Annotated in this window: 13 protein-coding genes; 9 read left to right on the top strand and 4 right to left on the bottom strand. The window is 47.1% G+C overall.

Translation table 11 applies throughout. The features are described from left to right. Positions 1-4 precede the first annotated feature (4 nt). The 6 genes from E5260_RS03975 (at position 5) to addA (ending at position 11,133) form a co-directional block, all read left to right on the top strand. The gene (locus E5260_RS03975) at positions 5-922 is read left to right on the top strand and encodes a dihydroorotate dehydrogenase (protein WP_003642609.1); all 918 of its coding nucleotides are present in this window, start codon (positions 5-7) and stop codon (positions 920-922) included. Continuing rightward, positions 919-1,632 (top strand): orotidine-5'-phosphate decarboxylase, encoded by a 714-nt coding sequence (gene pyrF, locus E5260_RS03980; RefSeq protein ID WP_003642610.1) that lies wholly within the window; start codon positions 919-921, stop codon positions 1,630-1,632. The genes E5260_RS03975 and pyrF overlap by 4 nt, the downstream gene beginning before the upstream one ends. Position 1,633: 1 nt before the next feature. Continuing rightward, positions 1,634-2,272, top strand: coding sequence for an orotate phosphoribosyltransferase (gene pyrE, locus E5260_RS03985; protein WP_003642611.1), 639 nt, complete (start codon positions 1,634-1,636; stop codon positions 2,270-2,272). A 15-nt stretch (positions 2,273-2,287) separates the two neighbouring features. Further along, positions 2,288-3,391 (top strand): DMT family transporter, encoded by a 1,104-nt coding sequence (locus E5260_RS03990; protein WP_003644717.1) that lies wholly within the window; start codon positions 2,288-2,290, stop codon positions 3,389-3,391. Between the two features lie 397 nt (positions 3,392-3,788). Next, positions 3,789-7,391, top strand: coding sequence for a PD-(D/E)XK nuclease family protein (locus tag E5260_RS03995; RefSeq protein WP_021356094.1), 3,603 nt, complete (start codon positions 3,789-3,791; stop codon positions 7,389-7,391). Continuing rightward, the gene (addA, locus tag E5260_RS04000) at positions 7,384-11,133 is read left to right on the top strand and encodes a helicase-exonuclease AddAB subunit AddA (protein ID WP_003642614.1); all 3,750 of its coding nucleotides are present in this window, start codon (positions 7,384-7,386) and stop codon (positions 11,131-11,133) included. Before E5260_RS03995 ends, addA begins: the two co-directional genes overlap by 8 nt. 132 nt (positions 11,134-11,265) lie before the next feature. On the opposite strand, the gene E5260_RS04005 is transcribed toward addA, so the two are convergent. Further along, a complete protein-coding gene (locus E5260_RS04005; protein WP_003642615.1) occupies positions 11,266-11,790 on the bottom strand; it encodes a GNAT family N-acetyltransferase in 525 nt (174 codons plus the stop codon). 136 nt (positions 11,791-11,926) lie between these two features. Between E5260_RS04005 and E5260_RS04010 the strand changes: the two genes are divergently transcribed. Further along, positions 11,927-12,568 carry an SDR family oxidoreductase gene (locus tag E5260_RS04010; protein WP_003642616.1) on the top strand — a complete coding sequence of 214 codons (642 nt, stop codon included), beginning with the start codon at positions 11,927-11,929 and terminating at the stop codon, positions 12,566-12,568. Positions 12,569-12,726: 158 nt separating this feature from the next. Here E5260_RS04010 and E5260_RS04015 read toward each other — a convergent pair whose 3' ends face one another. Then, positions 12,727-13,623, bottom strand: a complete 897-nt coding sequence (locus E5260_RS04015; RefSeq protein WP_003642617.1) for a LysR family transcriptional regulator — start codon at positions 13,621-13,623, stop codon at positions 12,727-12,729. Between the two features lie 126 nt (positions 13,624-13,749). On the opposite strand from E5260_RS04015, the gene E5260_RS04020 reads away from it, so the two are divergent. Beyond that, positions 13,750-14,523, top strand: coding sequence for a sulfite exporter TauE/SafE family protein (locus E5260_RS04020; RefSeq protein WP_003644715.1), 774 nt, complete (start codon positions 13,750-13,752; stop codon positions 14,521-14,523). 449 nt (positions 14,524-14,972) lie between these two features. Here E5260_RS04020 and dapA read toward each other — a convergent pair whose 3' ends face one another. Both dapA and E5260_RS04030 read right to left on the bottom strand, forming a co-directional pair. Continuing rightward, positions 14,973-15,842, bottom strand: a complete 870-nt coding sequence (dapA, locus tag E5260_RS04025) for a 4-hydroxy-tetrahydrodipicolinate synthase (protein ID WP_003642619.1) — start codon at positions 15,840-15,842, stop codon at positions 14,973-14,975. A gap of 4 nt (positions 15,843-15,846) precedes the next feature. After that, on the bottom strand, positions 15,847-17,019 hold the full coding sequence (locus tag E5260_RS04030) for an aminotransferase class I/II-fold pyridoxal phosphate-dependent enzyme (RefSeq protein ID WP_003642620.1): 1,173 nt from the start codon (positions 17,017-17,019) through the stop codon (positions 15,847-15,849). Positions 17,020-17,116: 97 nt separating this feature from the next. Between E5260_RS04030 and pdxR the strand changes: the two genes are divergently transcribed. After that, a complete protein-coding gene (gene pdxR / locus E5260_RS04035) occupies positions 17,117-18,481 on the top strand; it encodes a MocR-like pyridoxine biosynthesis transcription factor PdxR (RefSeq protein ID WP_003642621.1) in 1,365 nt (454 codons plus the stop codon). The last annotated feature ends 171 nt before the right edge of the window (positions 18,482-18,652 follow it).

An 18,652-nucleotide genomic window follows, 5' to 3' on the forward strand; every position in this document is an offset into this window, starting at 1 on the left:
AACGATGGGACGATTAACAGTAAATTTAGCCGGTGTCACGTTCAAAAATCCGGTTATGCCGGCTAGTGGTACGGCGGCATATGGTCAACAGATGGCTCAACAGTTAGACCTGAGTGCGTTGGGGGGCTTGGTCATCAAGTCGACCACCGCCGAACCGAAAGCGGGCAACCCACGACCAACGACCGCGGAAACAACCGCGGGGTGGCTCAATGCAATTGGACTCAAAAATCCCGGAATTGACAATGTGCTGGCCGATAAATTACCGTGGTTAGCGACTCATTATCCGGATTTACCGATTATTGGGAGTGTCGCGGGGGCGAGCTTTGATGAATACGTGGCAGTCGCACGAAAAATGGCGTCGGCACCTAACGTCAAATTATTGGAAATCAATATTTCATGTCCAAACGTCGACCATGGCGGCCTAGCATTTGGAACTGATCCAGCGACGGTAACGGCGTTGACTAAGGCGATTGTTGCCGCGGTCGATAAACCAGTTTTCATGAAGCTGACCCCGAATGTCACTGATATTGTCCCAATTGCACTCGCTGCCGAAGCTGGTGGAGCGGCTGGACTGACGATGATTAACACGTTAACGGGTATGGGCATCGATTTAGCCACACGTCAACCGATCTTAGCGCATGGTACGGGCGGTTTATCTGGAAAAGCCATTCATCCACTTGCTGTTCGGATGATCCATGACGTGCGTCAACATACCAAGTTGCCGATTATTGGCGTTGGTGGCGTGTTCACGCCGGTTGATGTGTTGGAATTTTACCTGGCTGGTGCAAATGCTGTTCAAGTTGGGGCCGCAACGTATGGTCACCCGACTGCTTGTACAGACATTATTGCTGGATTACCGGCGGCAATGGATCAGTACGGGATCACCAGCTTGCAAGCGTTGATTCAGGAGGTCCAAGGATGAAGCGACCAATTATCATTGCGTTAGATTTTCCCACCGCCGAACGGGCCTTAGCTTTTTTAGACCAATTTCCGGCTGATTTACATGTCACTGTCAAAATCGGCATGGAGTTATTTTATGCAGCGGGACCGAGTATTGTGACGGACGTGCAAGCTCGCGGCCATGCGGTTTTCTTAGATTTGAAACTACATGATATTCCCAATACCGTCGAATCCGCAATGCGGGTGATCGGGCGGTTAGGGGTAACCTATACGACGGTTCATGCTGCGGGTGGGCACGTGATGCTTTCAGCCGCCAAACGAGGATTGGTCGCGGGTGCAATGGCCGCTGGAGTCACTGCCCCCAAGTTATTAGCGATTACGCAGTTAACTTCGACTAATCAAGCTATTTTGAATCAGGACCAGCAAATCATGGGAACGGTTCGGGCGAGTGTCGTGCATTATGCCAAACTAGCACGGGCGAGTGACTGTGATGGCGTCATTTGTTCCGCCCAAGAAGTTCAGGCGATTCATACGGCCGTCGGTGCTGATTTTCTCGGAATTACGCCGGGAATTCGGCCAGCGTCGGCGCAGTCAGATGACCAGCAACGGGTGATGACACCGGCTGCCGCTGCTAAGGCTGGGAGCAACGGTCTCGTCATCGGGCGGCCAATTACGCAGGCTGCAGAACCAGTTCAAGCTTACCGAGATATTATGACAGAATGGAGTAACTAATATGAGTGAAATTGCAGCAACTATCGCCACTGATTTGTTGACGATTAAAGCCGTTACACTACGACCAAACGACCCGTTCACCTGGGCCAGTGGCATTAAAAGTCCAATTTATACGGACAATCGGCTGACGATTTCTTATCCGGCGGTCCGTCAGCATATCGCGCACGGAATCGCCGCCATCATCAAGCGTGAATACCCGGCGACCGAAGTGATTGCGGGGGTCGCAACGGCTGGCATTCCCCATGCAGCCTGGGTGGCGGAATTGTTAAATCTACCATTGATCTACGTTCGTGCTAAACCCAAGGATCACGGTGCTGGACGCCAAATCGAAGGAGTGTTAAAGCCCGGTCAAAAAGTTGTCATGCTGGATGATCTGATTTCGACGGGTGGCAGTGTGTTACAGGCGGCCAAGGCCGTTCAAGCAGCAGGTGGCGATATTCAGGCTGTTGGGGCAATCTTCAGTTATGCCTTGGATGCGGCAACGCAAAATTTTGCCGCTGTGTCATTACCGCTGTTCAGTTTGTCCAACTATCCTGAACTAATCAAAGTTGCTCGCCAAGCAGATTACATTGATGACGAGGAATTAGCTTCGCTGCATACGTGGCGTCAGGACCCAGAACACTGGGGAGTGACTGATTAGGATTACGCGCCATAAATGGCTGGCATATTTAAAATAGTCATGAAAATTAAGCTGGATTATCCAGACGATTTTCATGACTATTTTAGTTACCGGCTCGTGCTAATATTAACCTGTGACAGATTGTTAAGACAAGATAAAGAAATGAGGGAATATTCGATGTTAGCAATTTTAGTTGGCTTAGCAATCGGGATTGGGTTACCAATGCAAACGAGTATTAATTCGCGATTGCGCAATTCAGTGGGATCTCCATTTGGTGCCTCCCTAATATCTTTTGCTGTGGGGACGTTGTTTTTGGCGATAATGACACTAATTGATGTCCATACTTTAGGATTTTCGACGACGTTATTTACGAGTCAACCGGTTTGGATTTGGCTGGGTGGGCTGTTGGGGGTCGTCTACTTAACTGGCAATATCTTGTTGTTTCCGAAGCTGGGTAGTGTTCAAACCGTTATTATGCCCGTGCTTGGTCAAATTTTGGCCGGGCTATTGATTGATAATTTTGGTTGGTTCGACTCACCCCAAAGTACATTGACGATGACCCGATTTTTGGGTGCAATTTTAGTCTTGGCGGGAGTCATCATCACCGTTGCGGCTCAGGGGTGGCTCGAACAGCGGCATAATCGAATCACTGAAACAGCGGAAAAAGATACAGCTACTGACACTGACCAAAGTGGCCTTGGAATTTGGCGTGCACTAGGTGTGGTTGCCGGAATGCTCAGTGCGATGCAAACTGCGGTCAATGGGCACCTAGGTCGGGTGCTTGGCTCCACAGTGCACGCGGCATTTGTTTCTTTTTTAGTTGGTACTCTGGGGCTGATCGTCATCGTGTTAGTCTTGCGACCTCAATTCAAATTGATTAGGCCAACTAAGACGCCTAATCCTTGGTGGGTGTGGATTGGTGGCATGATTGGCGCGCTGTATGTTTTGGGTAATGTTTACTTGGTTCCGGTCGTTGGCACTGGTTTAGCGGTCGTCATTGTTTTAGTCGGACTGATGGCCGGTAGTTTAATGATTGACCAATTTGGCTGGTTTGCTTCAAAAAAGAACCCAATTTCGGGGGTCCAGTTGATGGGCTTGCTCGTCATGATTGTGGGGGTTGTGCTAATTCGCGTCTTTTAAGCACTCTGAGGATTGGCGAGTGTCACCGGGTGATCGGTAAGGTGTTTTGAGGTCGAGACTTGCAGCCGGATGAATAAGCGACCGTGCGAGTTGACCACATTAAGCCGTGACCACGTTCGTTAAAGCTTCTAAAATTTCAAATCAGGATGACAAAACGGTACTGGATGCCGGGCACGATAAGCCATTATAAATCCGACGCACATCTGGCAGCAGTGGCCGTCAACGTTGAGAATTAAGACGTGCAGCACACGGGTCGCCTGGCTGAATAACGTGGTATTTAATGGACGCGATAATAAACATCTAACTTACGGGTTAGGTGTTTTTTTAGCCGGTTAAATATGCGATAATGAGACTAACTTAATGAGAACGTTTGTTCAGTTCAGAGGAGGAATTAGTGGTGAGCTTACAATTTGTATTGGGACCAGCCAAGATGGACCATCGCCGTACTATGGTGGCGCAGTTAGTGGCAACCTTGATGGCTAAGCCACAAGATCAGTTTTTTTATTTGGTACCGAACCATATTAAGTTCGATACTGAAGTTGACGTGTTGAACCGCTTGGCACAGGCATTTGGGCAACCAGATTTGTATGCCCAGACTCAGGTTCAGGTCTTTTCATTTACCCGTCTTGCTTGGTACTTGATGAAGAACGAAGCAGCTTATCAAGTACCACGACTCTCCGCTGCTGGGATTGACATGCTATTATATCGCATTCTACAACGACATGCCGATGAGCTGCGATTGTTTGGTGGTGAAATCTCGCAAACGGGTTTTGTGACTCAACTAGCTCGTGAAATTAATGAGTTACAGACCGCTAATTTGCAACCAGAAGATGTGGTTCAATTGGCAGCGAATGCTCAGGCGGGTGACTTGCAGGCTAAGCTACATGATCTGGCGATCGTTTACAAAGACTTCGTGGCGGCGACTGCAGATAAGTATCTTAAGCCCGCTGATATTCTCGTTCAATTGAATGCTTACTTACGGCGTCAAGACTTGCACGGAACGCACGTTTATGTGGAACTCGCTGGCTTTGCCCAATTACCGGCCCAGGAACAGGGAATCGTCACGACTATGCTGGAACAGGGCGCGGACGTGACAATCAGTTTGATGCTCGATCACAAAGTCGTTGACCGGGCGCCAGAAAATGGCACGCTGTTTTATCAATCTGGTCGGCTTTATTATCGGCTTTATCAGTATGCCCGTATTCGTCAGATTCCGGTTAGCCAAGATATTTATGCTGAAACGCCGCGCGTGGCTCCCGGCTTAGTGGCTCTCGATGATTTTTGGCGTGGTCAGCCCCAAGCGGCTACCGGTTACGAGGAGCCGAATACGAATGTGCATTTATTCCGGACCGATAGTCGACAGACCGAATTGGCACAAGTTGGCCGCATGATTCGGGCAATGGTCGCGAAAAAACATGCCGATCCCGCCGACGATTATCATTATCGGGACTTCTTGATCATGACACGGCACTTAGATGCCTACCAAACGATGTTAGCGCCGACTTTTCATGAATTAGAAATACCATACTTTGTTGATTTACAGCGTTCAATGGCCGACCATCCGTTAGTTGAGTTGATTAACGCGTTGTTTGATATCGACGCACAGCAGTATCAATATCGTGATGTTATGCGAGTGTTGAAAACCGAGCTGTTGATGCCAAATATCAATGGGCAACCGATGGATCGGCAAGCCTACCGCCAAGCAGTAGATCTGACCGAAAACTTTATCCTTAAAAGTGGTTATCACGGCCAGCGGTGGGTACAAAGGGAAGATTGGCAATACTTTCAATTAACCGAGGGTGATGCCGGGGTCGAGACGGACCAAAATGCTGAAATTTCGCGACAAATCAACTTGATTCATCACTTTGTTGCTGAAACGTTACCACCGTTTTTTAAAAAAATGCGGCAAGCACCGGATGGCAAAGCGGCCGTGACATTGCTGGTCAACTTTTTGACAAGCCAGGGCGTTACGGACCAGCTATTAGCTTGGCGTGATCAAGCCTTGGATCGCCAAGATGTCCGGGCAGCTGCCGAGCCTGAGCAGACCTGGCAAACTTTCTGTGGGATGCTAGATGAATACGTGACGATTTTAGGTGCAGAGCCATTTGAAATTACGGACTTTTTGGCACTATTACAAGCGGGCTTTGAAGGTGCTAGTTACTCGCAAATTCCGTCGACGTTGGACCAGGTGTTAATTTCAGAGAGCGGAATGGTTCAAAGTCAGGACCATAAAGTTGTCTTCATGGTTGGGGCAACCGATTTAGTGATGCCTGACCGGATTATGACGAACAACTTATTGAGTGATGTGGATAAAGAAAATTTGCAACCAACGCTCAGTTCGTTAGATGGTGACCACTATTTAAATGATTCAGCTGTCGTTCAGCTCGGTGATGAAAGTTGTCTGAATTATTTGGCCTTTTTAAGTGCCCGTCGACACTTGTTTTTCAGCGCCCCGTTAAAAGATGATCAAGAAACAGATTTAAATTGGTCCAACTATGTGCGGCGAATTCAACGCCAGTTCAATTTGCGAGAACATACTTATCTTGGGACGCCTGATCCGACTAATGCCGATGCGCGGCCATTTGTTGGGACTAAGCGCCGGACGATTAGTCATGTGATTCAGGTTTACCGCGATGTGTTAACGACGAATACTGACCGTAATCGTGTTGGCGCACCATTACAACCTGCTCCGGTGTGGGTGTGGTTACGGCAACAATTGACGCGTGATCCCCAATTCGGTGAGCTAGCACGTCAATTGATGGCTGGATTAAGCTATCGCAATCAACCTGTCAAGCTGACACCAGCCAGCGTTGAGGCTTTGTATGGGCATCAAATTTATACGTCAATTTCAAAACTAGAAGAATTTTATCGTAATCAGTACGCTTATTTCTTGAAATATGGGCTCAAACTGCGTGAGCGTGATGTGTTCGAGTTATCAGCTGCTAGTACTGGGGAGTTTTTCCACGCTGTCTTAGATGGGCTCATCAAGGCGTTACGGTCTGATCAAATCCCATTGGCCCAAGCCAGTGATCAGCAGTTAGGACAGTATTTAGAGACTGTGACCCGTCAAATCTTAGATCAACCACAGTTTACAATTTTGACGAGTTCTAACCGGATGGCTTACTTGCAACGGCAGTTAATCAACACAGTCCGGCAGATTGCATTTGCGATTCGCAATCAAAGTAAACTGTCAGCCGCTGAACCGAAGCAAACCGAGGTCTTATTTGGTAACGTTGGCAAGGAACACGGATTAAAAGCGCTCGATTTTCAAATTGATGCAACGCATAGTGTGCACGTGCGGGGGAAGATTGACCGTCTCGACCAAATTCAAGTGGCAGATCAAAGTTACCTGGGAATCGTCGATTATAAGTCATCCCAACATAAATTTGATTTTCAAGAGGCTTACTATGGTCTCGCAATGCAAATGTTAACTTATTTGGACGCTGTGCTGCATAACGAGCAAGCTTTAGTCGGTTCTGATCAAGCTGCGGTTAAATTAGCTGGCGCACTTTACATGCACATTCAAAATCCAACTCTGAAACCAAAAGATATTCAGGGCGGTTTTGAAGCAGCACTCCTAAAGAAGAACAAGTATAAGGGAATTTTGCTCGATGATCCGCAGTTATTGGAACATTTAGATAGCGAACTACAACAAGGTAACGGGACCTCGAAAGTTTACCCATTCGCACGTAAAAAGGATGGGTCGTATAGTGGGGGGCGTGCAGCTTCACTGGTGACGAATGACCAGTTAGAACGATTATTACAGCATAATAGTCAATTGATTATTGCAGCTGCTGAAGCGATTTTCGCTGGAGAAATTCAACTAAATCCAATTCGGCTGAACGATAAGACGACTGCTTTACAATATTCGCCGTATCTATCAATTATGCAGTTTGATGCAATGTTGGCAGAAAATGCTTATCGGGATCTACCGCCATTATCAGCCAAACAGGTTCTTGATTTACTGAAGACACAGAAAGGTGGAGAAAACCATGAGTGAGGGTACAAACTATACACCTAGCCAGCAAGCTGTTATCGCACAGCAGGGAAATAACTTGTTAGTTTCAGCTTCGGCTGGTTCTGGAAAGACGACCGTATTGATCGAACGTATTATGCGCAAGATATTGGCCGGCACGAATATTGACCAGTTACTCGTGGTGACGTTTACAAACTTAGCTGCCAAGCATATGAAACAAAAGCTGGAATCGCAAATCAATAAGCGAATCTCACAGTTAATGACGGACAATCCGGCGCAAACCACGGCGTCACCAGCGATTCGGCAATTACGGCAGCAATTAAATTTGCTCGGGGTAGCCAACATTAGTACGTTGGATGCTTTTTGTCTCCGCGTGATTCAGCGTTATTACTACGTTATTGATTTGGATCCTGTTTTTCGCCTATTGACGGACAACACTGAGGGGTTACTCATTCGTGATCAGGTTTGGGACAGTGTTCGTGAACAATTATATGATGAAGATGGTACGTTATTTGACTTATTAACAGCGAATTTTTCTAATGATCGAAGTGATGATGGTCTCAGTCGATTGATTTTTCGGTTATTTGATTTTGCCCAGTCGACCCCGGATCCGGAAGGCTGGCTGAGCAAGTTACCGGAACCTTATCAGGTGGATGAGGAAGCGTTAACGGCCAGTGCCTTTTATCAACAACAATTATTACCATTGCTCATTAATGAAGTCGATGGGATGCAAATGAAATTACGACAGGCACAAAAAGTTGCGACGGATGCTGACTTAGTCCCGAAAACGCTTGAGGTACTCGCTACAGCACAAAAAACGCTGACGACGCTCCGTGAACAATTGGCAACGGCAAGTTGGAATGAGTTACGTACTCAAGTCGCTACTTTCAAGATTGGAGCTCTCAAAAAAACTTATAAGGACGAGCCGGAGAAGACTGCGCGGGCCAAAACTATGGGCACATTTGTGGACGGTGTCAAGAAACAAATGACCACCCTTAGCGAGACCTATTTTGCGGCCGATGAGCAGCAAGTCTTAGATATTATGGTAGGGGCAAAGTCAATTGTGACTGAGCTAGTGGATGCGACCAAGCAGTTTAAGACGGCTTTTGCAGCTGAAAAACGGCGGCGACACGTCCTGGACTTTTCGGATTTGGAACACCTAACGTTGCAAATCTTAACGAGTGACAATGAAAGTAGTCAGGCAGCTTTGGCGCAGTTACGGGCCCAATTTGAAGAAGTTATGGTTGATGAATATCAAGATATTAACTCTTTGCAAGAAAGTATTTTGCAGCTGTTGGCGCGCGACCAGCCAGGAAATATGTTCATGGTGGGAGACGTCAAACAGTCGATTTACCAGTTCCGATTAGCTGATCCGTTATTGTTTTTGCACAAGTATCACGATTTTGGGACGAATCCCGAACACGGGGAACGAATCGTATTAGCTGAAAACTTCCGGTCGGTGGCGAATGTCGATCATTTGACTAACCTAATCTTTAGTCAGCTGATGGACGCGCCGGTCGGGCAAATTGATTATGATGAAGCGGCTTACCTCAAGTATGGGCCCAAGGATTATCCGGCCGATATGCCACAAACGACGAATCTATTACTTTACCAGACGGAAACTGACAAGTCGACAGAAGATGTCTCCACGGATGAAACCAATTTTTCAATTGATGATCCTGCCGTTGGGAGTATCACGATGGTCGCCCAAAAGATTTTGGCACTTAAGGCCCAAGATAAGCCAATCTATGAACGTGCTAATGGGGAATACCGGCCGTTTCGATACAGCGACGTGGCGTTACTAGTACCAACACGTAATCATAATTTAACAATTATTGATGTTTTCAAACGGTATCACATTCCCGTTGTGGTCAATGATGCCCAGAATTATTTTCAAACCACTGAGATTCGAATCATGATGGCACTACTCAGTATTATCGATAATCCATATCAAGATATTCCGTTAGTGGCGGTTCTACGCTCGCCAATTGTCGGATTAGACGAAAATCAATTAGTTTATTTGCGTATCCAGAATAAAACGAGTGATTATTTTCAAGCCGTCCAGGACTTTTATCATCATTATCCGACTGGTCCGGCGACTGAATATGGTGATCAAGTTTATGCTAAGATCGAGACCTTCTTGACACAATTGACTGAATTTCGAGATCTGGCACGACGTAATCAAATCGTAACCCTGATTTGGCAAATCTATGAACGAACTGGCTTTTTAGACTACGTTGGCGGCATGCCGGCTGGTAAACAGCGTCAGGCTAATCTCCACGCTTTATATGAACGTGCTTATACGTATGAACAGGGCAGTTTTAAGGGCTTATTTCAGTTCGTTCGTTTTATTCGCCGGATGCAGGAAAAGGATCAGGACTTGGCAGCTGCCGTGGCCGAGACTGATGCGGAAGCGGTCAACGTAATGACGATTCATGGTAGCAAGGGGCTTGAATACCCCGTGATTTTTGTGATGGATATGGATAAGCAGTTCAATCAGACTGATACGCGCTCAAGCGCGCTATTGGACCGAGAAGCGGGGATTGGGATTACTTATTTGGACCCAGAAACGCGTGTGAAGTACCCGACCTTGCCACAAGTTGTGACTAAGCAGGTAGTCAGCAAGAAGATGCGCGCTGAAGAGATGCGGAAACTATATGTCGCGATGACGCGAGCTCAGCAACAGCTCTATTTGGTTGGAACAATCAAGGATATTGATACCGCGACCGAAAAATGGCGGCAGGCCTTTGCTAGCGACGGGCGCGTCTTAAGTGCCCAAGCACGGATTGCGGCGACTAATCAATTAGATTGGGTCGGTATGGCCGTGATACGGCATCCGGCCATGAAGGCATATTGGGGAGATGAATGGCCCAATTACGAATTGACGGATGATCCGACCAAGCTAGCCGTTGAATTGGGAGATGCCACCACCGTCCTGGCGGAGCAAAGTGAAGCGGTATCGGGTACTCAACCTGATGCGCTTGAACTAGTTGAACAGCAAGTCACCATCGATGTTGATCAAGTAACGCGTGATTATCTGACCACGTTACTGAATTTTCATTATCCACACCAGGCTTCCACGACGACGACGGCATATCAATCGGTATCAGAAGTGAAACGAATCTTTGAAGATCCGGATACTCCGCTGATGAATGCGAACCCGACTGTTAGTCAGCGGCGTTCACGACCGACATCCCGGTTTGTGACAGGGTCACTGGAGTTACCACAATTTTTACAAACTATGCAGGCGCCAACCAGTGCGGAAGTTGGGAGTGCGACCCACTTAGTTTTAGAACAACTTGATTTGACCAAACCGGTCAATGAAACGACGGTTCAAAGTACGATTGATGGGTTAGTGGCTAACCGGGTCTTAACGACCAATGTCGCGAAATTGATTGCAGTTGACACCATCGTGGCTTTTTACCAGAGTGCGCTGGGCAGTCAAATTTTGGATAATCCGGCGAAGGTGCACCGCGAAGTGCCATTCTCGTTACTGATTCCAGCACGTCAGATTTTCGATGTTGATGAACATGAGACGGGAAAAGTCCTGATTCATGGAATTATTGACGGCTATTTAGAAACGGCTGATGGGTTAACCTTGTTTGATTATAAGACGGACCACGTCAAGCGGCCTGAAGAATTGAAGACGCGCTACGCTGGTCAAGTTAAACTATATGCAGCAGCGCTAGCGTCGATGTATCCAGGAAAGGTGACTAAACAGTATTTGTACTCACTGCCACAACAGGTGTTTGTGCCAGTTAATTAAGTTTGGCTGTCAGGTGGTGCTTACAAAGTTGGAAAAAGCACGTCAGAATAATCTGGCGTGCTTTTTGTTGAGTTTGGTCTTAATTAAAGCGTTCGTGATGTTTAAAGCCAAATGCCGCGTGGCTGACAAATATTAGGATAGTAGTAACTGATAAGCATTCCGTTGATCGTTGTTGTCATGATTCATGTAGACGATACCACGGTATTCGAAGCCAGCTTTGGTAATAATGTGTTGCATTCGCTTGTTTAACAAGTGCGTATCAATTCGGAGTTGACGAAAGCCGAGTTGGTAACTCATGGTAATGAGATTGCTAAAGTAAAAGTCAGTCAGATGTTGTCCGTGGTAACCATTGGCAATAGCAATACGGTGAATCGAGGCATAGCGGTGGTTCTCAGTAGGCGCCCAGCTGCCATCATAAATAATAGCGTAATTGGGGTCAGGTGTTGTTAGCAGTGCAGCCGTCCCAGCAATCTGATCATCGACAATGAGTACCCAGGCAATTCTAGCATCAATGTCAGCCTGAATATCAGCAGCTAACGGGTAACCATCTTGCCATTGGGGAATCTGATCGGCAGCCAAGGCGTGTTTGCCCTGTTCGATAATAGCCATCATGGCTGGTAAGTCAGCACTAGTAGCTTGACGAATATATTTTGACATGAATTATCACTACTCTCGTTTAGATGCTCATATTATAAGCCAATTTTGTAAACTGGACAAATCAGGAACAGAATGATACTTTTTTGTCCTGGTAAGCTTTATAATGAAACTTAACTAAAGGACAGGAGTGACCCAGATGAAAATCTTTGTGATTGGTGCCCATGGGCAGATTGGTAAGAAAATCGTTTCCAAGTTAGTTGCCCAAGGTGACCAAGTGTACGCGGGTATTCGCCAACCAGAACAGGCTGAGGCTTTCGAGGATGCTGGTGCGCAGCCAGTACAATTCAATTTGATGGCTCAGCCTGAAGATTTAGCGTTGGCTTTTAATGGTATGGATGCCATTGTTTTTGCAGCCGGATCAGGTGGTCAAACGGGTTATGATATGACTTTAATGATTGACTTGGATGGGGCTGTCAAATCAATGGTCGCAGCCAAAATTGCCGGCGTTAAACGCTACGTAATTATTAGTGCTGAATTTACACCGGATCGGAGTCGTTGGCCACGAGCATTACAACCGTACTACGTGGCAAAGTATTATGCTGACGAATGGTTAAAAAACAGAACCCAATTGGATTACACCATTTTACAACCAGGTACGCTGATCAATGATGCCGGTACTGGCAAAGTAACCGTTAACCCTGACGTTGGCGGTGAGATTACGCGTGATGATGTCGCAACTTTTACAGTTCAAACGCTACACACCCCTGCAACGGTCGGTAAAACCATTGCGTTGATCAATGGCGATACCCCAATCTCGAAGGCTGTTCAACAAGCTTAATCTGAGGTTGAGACGGGTTAGCGACCATGATAGGTTACTAAAACTTGTCTGTTTAATGACCTGCATTTGGCGACCTAACTTGACGTACAGTCGTTATAAAATCCACCGTGTGAGCTTATCATATTGATAAACTTACACGGTGGATTTTTAGGTGCTGGTTAGTATGCGTGCCAATCGACGGATTGAAAAGCAGCGGTCAGTCGTTGGATCAGGTCGGCTTGGGTTGGACTAAACGTCATTGAGTGGCGGTACGCAACGCCGACATTGAACGTGGGCGCTTGCGCGTCAGTTAGGGGGAGCCGCTGTAATCCCGCCGGTAATTGGACGGCGTTACTCAATAAGGCAATGCCCACATGCTGACGAACCATGTTTAAGATACTGCCGATTTCATTGGATTCAAAGACAATCGTTGGCCGAACATGATTTTGATGACTGAGTTGACGAAACGCCTGGCGGTGGACAAAGTTATCTTTGAGCGCCACAAAATGCTGATGACGCAACGATCTGAACTGAAGTTGTGAGTTGGTTGCTAGCGGATCGTCAGTTGGTACAACAATACTAAATGACTGGGTGTCAAACGTCGTGAGTTGAATGGTCGTATCCGTGAATTCATTGAGGTAAGCAAGTACGGCTAAGTCTAATTGTCCGTTTTTTAATCCTTTGAGCGCCGCGAGTGAACCTTGACTGATAGGTTGAATCTGGCTGAATAAAGCTTGTGGTAATTGGCTTGCAATCCGGGGAAAGTAGTTGATTTCAATGATTGGCGGCATCCCGATGACAAGTTGATCGGTTGTGGTGTGGGCAACTTCTTGGCACATCAGTTGGTGCTCTAATAGGATCTGATTGGCGTGTCGTTGGACTTGAATCCCGGTCGTGGTGAGTGCCACGGGTAAGTGGGGATTAGCCCGAATTAGTAATTGTGTTTTCAGTTCGGTCTCCAAGCGCCGAATAGCAGCCGAAATGGTCGGTTGACTAACGTGAAATTGGGCTGCAACTAATGAAAAATTTTTCAGCTGAGTTAACGAAACATAATATTGCAAATCTTTAATATTCATCTTAAAGTCCTTATTTAATTAATGCTTAATTGTTAGTATTATGATTTGTTATTATAACATGGTTATTTGACTATGGTAATCGTTGTGGCTATTGTAGGGCTATTAAGAGAGAAGGGAACGTTGCACATGTTTACGTTCGGAGAGTTAATCGTTATTTTAGTCGTTGTTGGGATTGTTGCGGGTATCGTTAGCACTGCAGCGGGGTTAGCGTCGCTGGTTTCGTACCCGGTCCTACTGGCGCTGGGACTGCCGCCCGTTACGGCTAATGTCACTAACACCGTGGGCTTAGTCTTTACTAGCTTTGGAGCCGTGCCAGCCTCACGCCGGGAACTACGGGGGCATGGTCAGGAATTGAAGACGCTCATCCCACTGACTTTAGTTGGGAGTATTGTTGGGGCAATTCTGTTATTTATTATCCCGGCAGCGACCTTTGCGAAGGTCGTCCCATTTTTTATTTTGATTGCGGGAATTTTAGTACTGATTCCTCGTCATATTCATATTAAACAGCCCGGTGAAATTGTTGTGACACCTAAATGGATGACGGCTTTAGCTTGGTTGGGCATCTTTTTAGTCGGGGCTTATACGGGGTATTTTGGTGCTGCGGGTGGTGTCTTGATGTTGTCGATCCTGTCTTTCACGAGTGCCGCACCATTCGTCGTCTATAATGCTCAGAAAAATCTGGCGTTGGGATTAGCCAATATTGTTTCAGCCGTCGTTTATGGCTTGCAAACGCCAATTCAGTGGCGCTATGTATTACCCTTAGGCATTGGGTTTCTGATTGGTGGTAGCTTAGGACCACGAATTGTACGCCACTTACCTGCCAGATTACTTAAAATTGTGATTGGAATCGGGGCATTGGGACTGGCGGCCAGTTTGTTCAAATCGGCTTATGGATTGTGAGTGAAAATGAAGTTAGTGGGGACAAACTCAATAGAAATGTTAAGGCTGGTAAACTTACTTACGTTACGATCTTGAAATTAAGTCATTGGGTCTAAATCAGCGTTTGGACTGATACTATCAGGCAAAACTGCAGGTCACCTGAAATGGGGAGGGGTTGACCCGGTTGTCTGATCCCTGATGATGAAACAAAAAAGACTTTCAAGCCGTGCCTTGAAAGTCTTTTTTGATTATCCCAATGAGAACTTTAATCGTGATGGCGTGAACGTGTCCCTAAAAAGTAAGCACCAACGGCTAACAGAATCAGTAAGCTGATAATGCCCAAGCCGCCACCCATCCACATAAAGGGCATACCGCCAGTAAAAGCCCAACCGCACATCATGGTCACCACTTTCCTAATTATTTTAGGTTCAGTATACGCGCTTTTGCCAGGTACTACCAACCGTTCTGCATTATTTTAAGCTGTTGAGTAGTTGACTTTGTTCATTGGTGGTTAACGGTAAAATTGGTAGGCGCGTGCTTCCGACTAACCAGTGTTGGGCGTTCAGCGCCGCTTTGACGGGTGCCGGTGAGGGTTGTGTGAATAGTGCTGCCATCTTCGGCATTAAACGTCGTTGAATTTGCCCTGCTTGGGTGATATCGCCGTGGTTCAAGGCGCGGCGCATCGTCGCCATTTCATTTCCAAATAAATGACTCGCCACTGAAATCGTTCCCTGACCACCCAAGACGAGGGTGGTCAAGCTCTGAGCATCTTCGCCCGTGTAAACGAGAAAATCTTTAGGCGCCTTTTCAACAATTGCGGCCAGTTCTTCATCGGAACCACATTGTTTGATCCCAATAATGTTGGGGTTGTGGGCCAACGTGAGAATCGTCGTGACCGTCATCTTAACGCCTACGCGACCGGGAATATTATAAATTATAATGGGCAAGTCTGATTTTTCGGCAATGGCTGTAAAATGCGCCATCATCCCGGTTTGGTTGGGTTTGTTATAAGGCGGGACAACGACGAGGGCGGCGTCGATGCCCTCGATTTGACTGACAATGTGGGTGAAATGAATTGTGGCGGCAGTGTCATTGGTCCCCGTATTAGCGATGATTGGAACTCGCCCAGCAACGATCCTAGCTGTCTGCGTGTATAAATCTCGTTTCTCAGCGATGCTCAACGTGGGGCCTTCGCCAGTCGTGCCCCCGACTAATAAGCCGTCCGTGCCAGTTGCAAGTAAGTGTTCGATCAGTTGCTCTAAGCGGTGGAAATCAATGTGTTGTTGGTCATCAAATGGGGTGACCATGGCGGTAATCAGGTGTGCGGATGCTAAATTCATGTGGCTAATCCTCCTGTGTGGTAGTTTGGGCGCGCCATAAGGCTAAACGATTTAGCCCTTCGCGTAGTGCCGATTGACTGGCTGCATAACTTATCCGGAACCAACCCTCGCCACTCGTACCAAATGCTGAGCCAGGAACGACAGCAACTTGGGCCTCGTGTGCGAGTCGGGTCGCAAAGTCCCAGCTGGTGCCTTGGAAATCCTGTGGTAGCTGGACAAAGATATAGAATGCGCCCGTCGGATAAATATAATTGAATCCAATTTCACTCAGACGTTTGACGACGTAATCGCGGCGTGTTTGATAGACGTCACGCATTTCTGAGCCATCATCCAGACCATGGGTAAGTGCTTCGATACCAGCCGCTTGGGTGATTGAACTCGTTGAAGTAACGAGGTACTGGTGGGTCTTCTTCATCTCGGTAATCAAGTTACTTGGGGCCATGATGAATCCCAGTCGCCAACCAGTCATGGCATGCGATTTGGAGAGGCCATTGATTGTGATCGTTTTGCTTGGATATAGTGTGGCAAAAGCAGTATGGGGCTGTTCATAGGTTAGTTCACTGTAAATCTCATCGCTAATAACGTAGATTCCAGCGGTAGCAATGACGGCTTGCAAAGCCCGTAATTCATCATCAGTGTACGTGACGCCGGTGGGGTTGGTCGGGTAGTTTAAAATTAAGGCCTTGACGTGGTCGCGACGGTGATCATCTAGCGCAGCTTGTAACGCACTGGGTGTTAATTTATAACCCGTTGCGGTTGTGTCAATGGGAGCTAATTTTGCGTTTGCGATGTCAACGACGGGTTGATAGCTCGTGTAAGCCGGTGTTGGCAATAAGACGGTATCGCCAGGATTAAGTAAAGTGAGCAGGGTCGTTGCAACGGCTTCACTAGCGCCGACTGTTGCAATGATTTGCTCAGGTGCATAGGTGAGTTGGTATTTCTGTTGAAAGTAGTGACTCGCAGCATCTTGCAAAGCGGCAAATCCCATTAGTGGCGAGTAGTGTGTCCAATCATTATGAATAGCTTGAATTGCCGCTTTTTTTACGTGACTTGGGGTGGGTAAGTCAGGTTCGCCGACCGTTAATCTGATAATATCGGGAATTTGACTGATTGCTTCATCGAAGCGTCGGATGCCAGAGACTTGAATTTGTTGGATCCGAATATTTGTATTCATCATTAGGACCTTCCTCTCAACGTGATTACCGTTTATAATAAACAACAATCGTCCGGTTAGAAATAGACAATTTTGATAAAAATGAAAGGACAGTTGTGTGATGCCATTAAATCGTCAGTCAACGACACCGTTATATATTCAGTTATACCAGCAGATGCGTGATGACTATGATGCTACTCAAGCCAACCACCAGTTATGGTCAATTCGTAAAATGGCACAAAATTTGGGAGTTTCCAAGACCACTGTCGAACAAGCTTACGATCAGTTGCTAGCAGAGGGCTATGTTTATACCGTTCCCGGGAGTGGCTACTTTTATCGCGATCGGACACACTGGCCAGCAGCTAAACAGGCGCTGGAGACTGTGCCACAGCCCACTAAACCCAGGGCGTTCACTTATGATTTTCGGTATGGTGTGACTCAGTTGTTATCGCCAAGTTGGAACGCTTGGAAACGGGCTGTCCGACTAGCGTTGCGTCAGACTGAGCAGCAACCAACGGCCGTTTATCCGGATGCGCAGGGCTTACCGGCTTTACGTGAAAACTTGGTTCGATTTTTGAAAACGACTCGTGGTGTGCGGTGCACAGCGGACCAGATTGTCATCACGAGTGGGGCTAAGGCAGGTCTCAGTATTCTACTTAGTATCTTGCCACGCGGAACGGTCGGAATTGAGAATCCAGGCTACCGCGGTTTATCCGAATTGGCGGCTAGTTATGGACAGACGGCGGTCCCCATCAGAGTGACGGAAGATGGGCTCGATTTGACACAAGTTCGTGCGCGTAATCCTCAGATCATTTATACGACCCCTGGCCATCAATTTCCATTAGGAGTCGTCTTGCCCATCGAGAAACGATTAGCGTTGTTACAATGGGCGGGGACTCAGCATCTCATCATTGAGGATGATTATGATAGTGAATACCGATACAGTGCGCACCCATTACCCGCGCTACAGTCGCTAGCAACGGCTAATCAGGTGGCTTATTTGGGGACATTTTCGCGGGGAATTGATCCGACATTACGGATGGGATATTTGGTCTTACCACCACAACTGGTGGCAACTTATCATCAACGGTATCAATATCGGGCTGAAATGGTGGCCGGCCTGTTACAACAAGCAATGGCTAATTATTTTGAAGATGGGGCGTATTATCGGCACCTTAGTCGAAACCGAGCTGCTAATCGACAAAAGTATCGGGTACTTTGTCACCAGTTAGCGCAAACTAAGCAGATCCGACCAATTGCAACCGGCGCGGGGGTACACTTAGTTGTTCAGATTCCAGGCATTGCACAGGCTAAATTATTAGAAGCCCTAGAACGGCAACAGGTTCGGATTTATCCGCTTAACTCCAATTGGCGCGACATGCCCACGGCGGACTATTACTTGTTAGGGTTTGCCGGGCTGACACTGTCAGAGTTGACGACCGGTGTCAAACGGTTGATTCAAGTTTGTGAACAACTGGTAGGGTAGGCGTTTATAAGCGGAATGGGTGGTGTTAGGGATTATTGCGACGCTAGTTAAGCTAATCCGCAGGCGCAATCCCGAAGAGCAAAATAAACGTGTATTGCCGATGGGCAGCAACCCATCCAATTGTTAAAGCGATATAAAAAGGACCAGTTATCAACACGTTGTTAGGCAAGT

The sequence above is a fragment of the Lactiplantibacillus plantarum genome, assembly GCF_014131735.1.
GTDB classification, from domain to species: Bacteria; Bacillota; Bacilli; order Lactobacillales; family Lactobacillaceae; genus Lactiplantibacillus; species Lactiplantibacillus plantarum.

What these genes read in the sequence shown, in the direction of transcription:
- E5260_RS03975 (WP_003642609.1), top strand. Translation starts at nt 5, where the DNA reads ATGGGACGATTAACAGTAAATTTAGCCGGTGTCACGTTCAAAAATCCG.
- pyrF (WP_003642610.1), top strand. Translation starts at nt 919, where the DNA reads ATGAAGCGACCAATTATCATTGCGTTAGATTTTCCCACCGCCGAACGG.
- pyrE (WP_003642611.1), top strand. Translation starts at nt 1,634, where the DNA reads ATGAGTGAAATTGCAGCAACTATCGCCACTGATTTGTTGACGATTAAA.
- E5260_RS03990 (WP_003644717.1), top strand. Translation starts at nt 2,288, where the DNA reads ATGGCTGGCATATTTAAAATAGTCATGAAAATTAAGCTGGATTATCCA.
- addA (WP_003642614.1), top strand. Translation starts at nt 7,384, where the DNA reads ATGAGTGAGGGTACAAACTATACACCTAGCCAGCAAGCTGTTATCGCA.
- E5260_RS04005 (WP_003642615.1), bottom strand. Translation starts at nt 11,790, where the DNA reads ATGTCAAAATATATTCGTCAAGCTACTAGTGCTGACTTACCAGCCATG.
- E5260_RS04010 (WP_003642616.1), top strand. Translation starts at nt 11,927, where the DNA reads ATGAAAATCTTTGTGATTGGTGCCCATGGGCAGATTGGTAAGAAAATC.
- E5260_RS04015 (WP_003642617.1), bottom strand. Translation starts at nt 13,623, where the DNA reads ATGAATATTAAAGATTTGCAATATTATGTTTCGTTAACTCAGCTGAAA.
- E5260_RS04020 (WP_003644715.1), top strand. Translation starts at nt 13,750, where the DNA reads ATGTTTACGTTCGGAGAGTTAATCGTTATTTTAGTCGTTGTTGGGATT.
- dapA (WP_003642619.1), bottom strand. Translation starts at nt 15,842, where the DNA reads ATGAATTTAGCATCCGCACACCTGATTACCGCCATGGTCACCCCATTT.
- E5260_RS04030 (WP_003642620.1), bottom strand. Translation starts at nt 17,019, where the DNA reads ATGATGAATACAAATATTCGGATCCAACAAATTCAAGTCTCTGGCATC.
- pdxR (WP_003642621.1), top strand. Translation starts at nt 17,117, where the DNA reads ATGCCATTAAATCGTCAGTCAACGACACCGTTATATATTCAGTTATAC.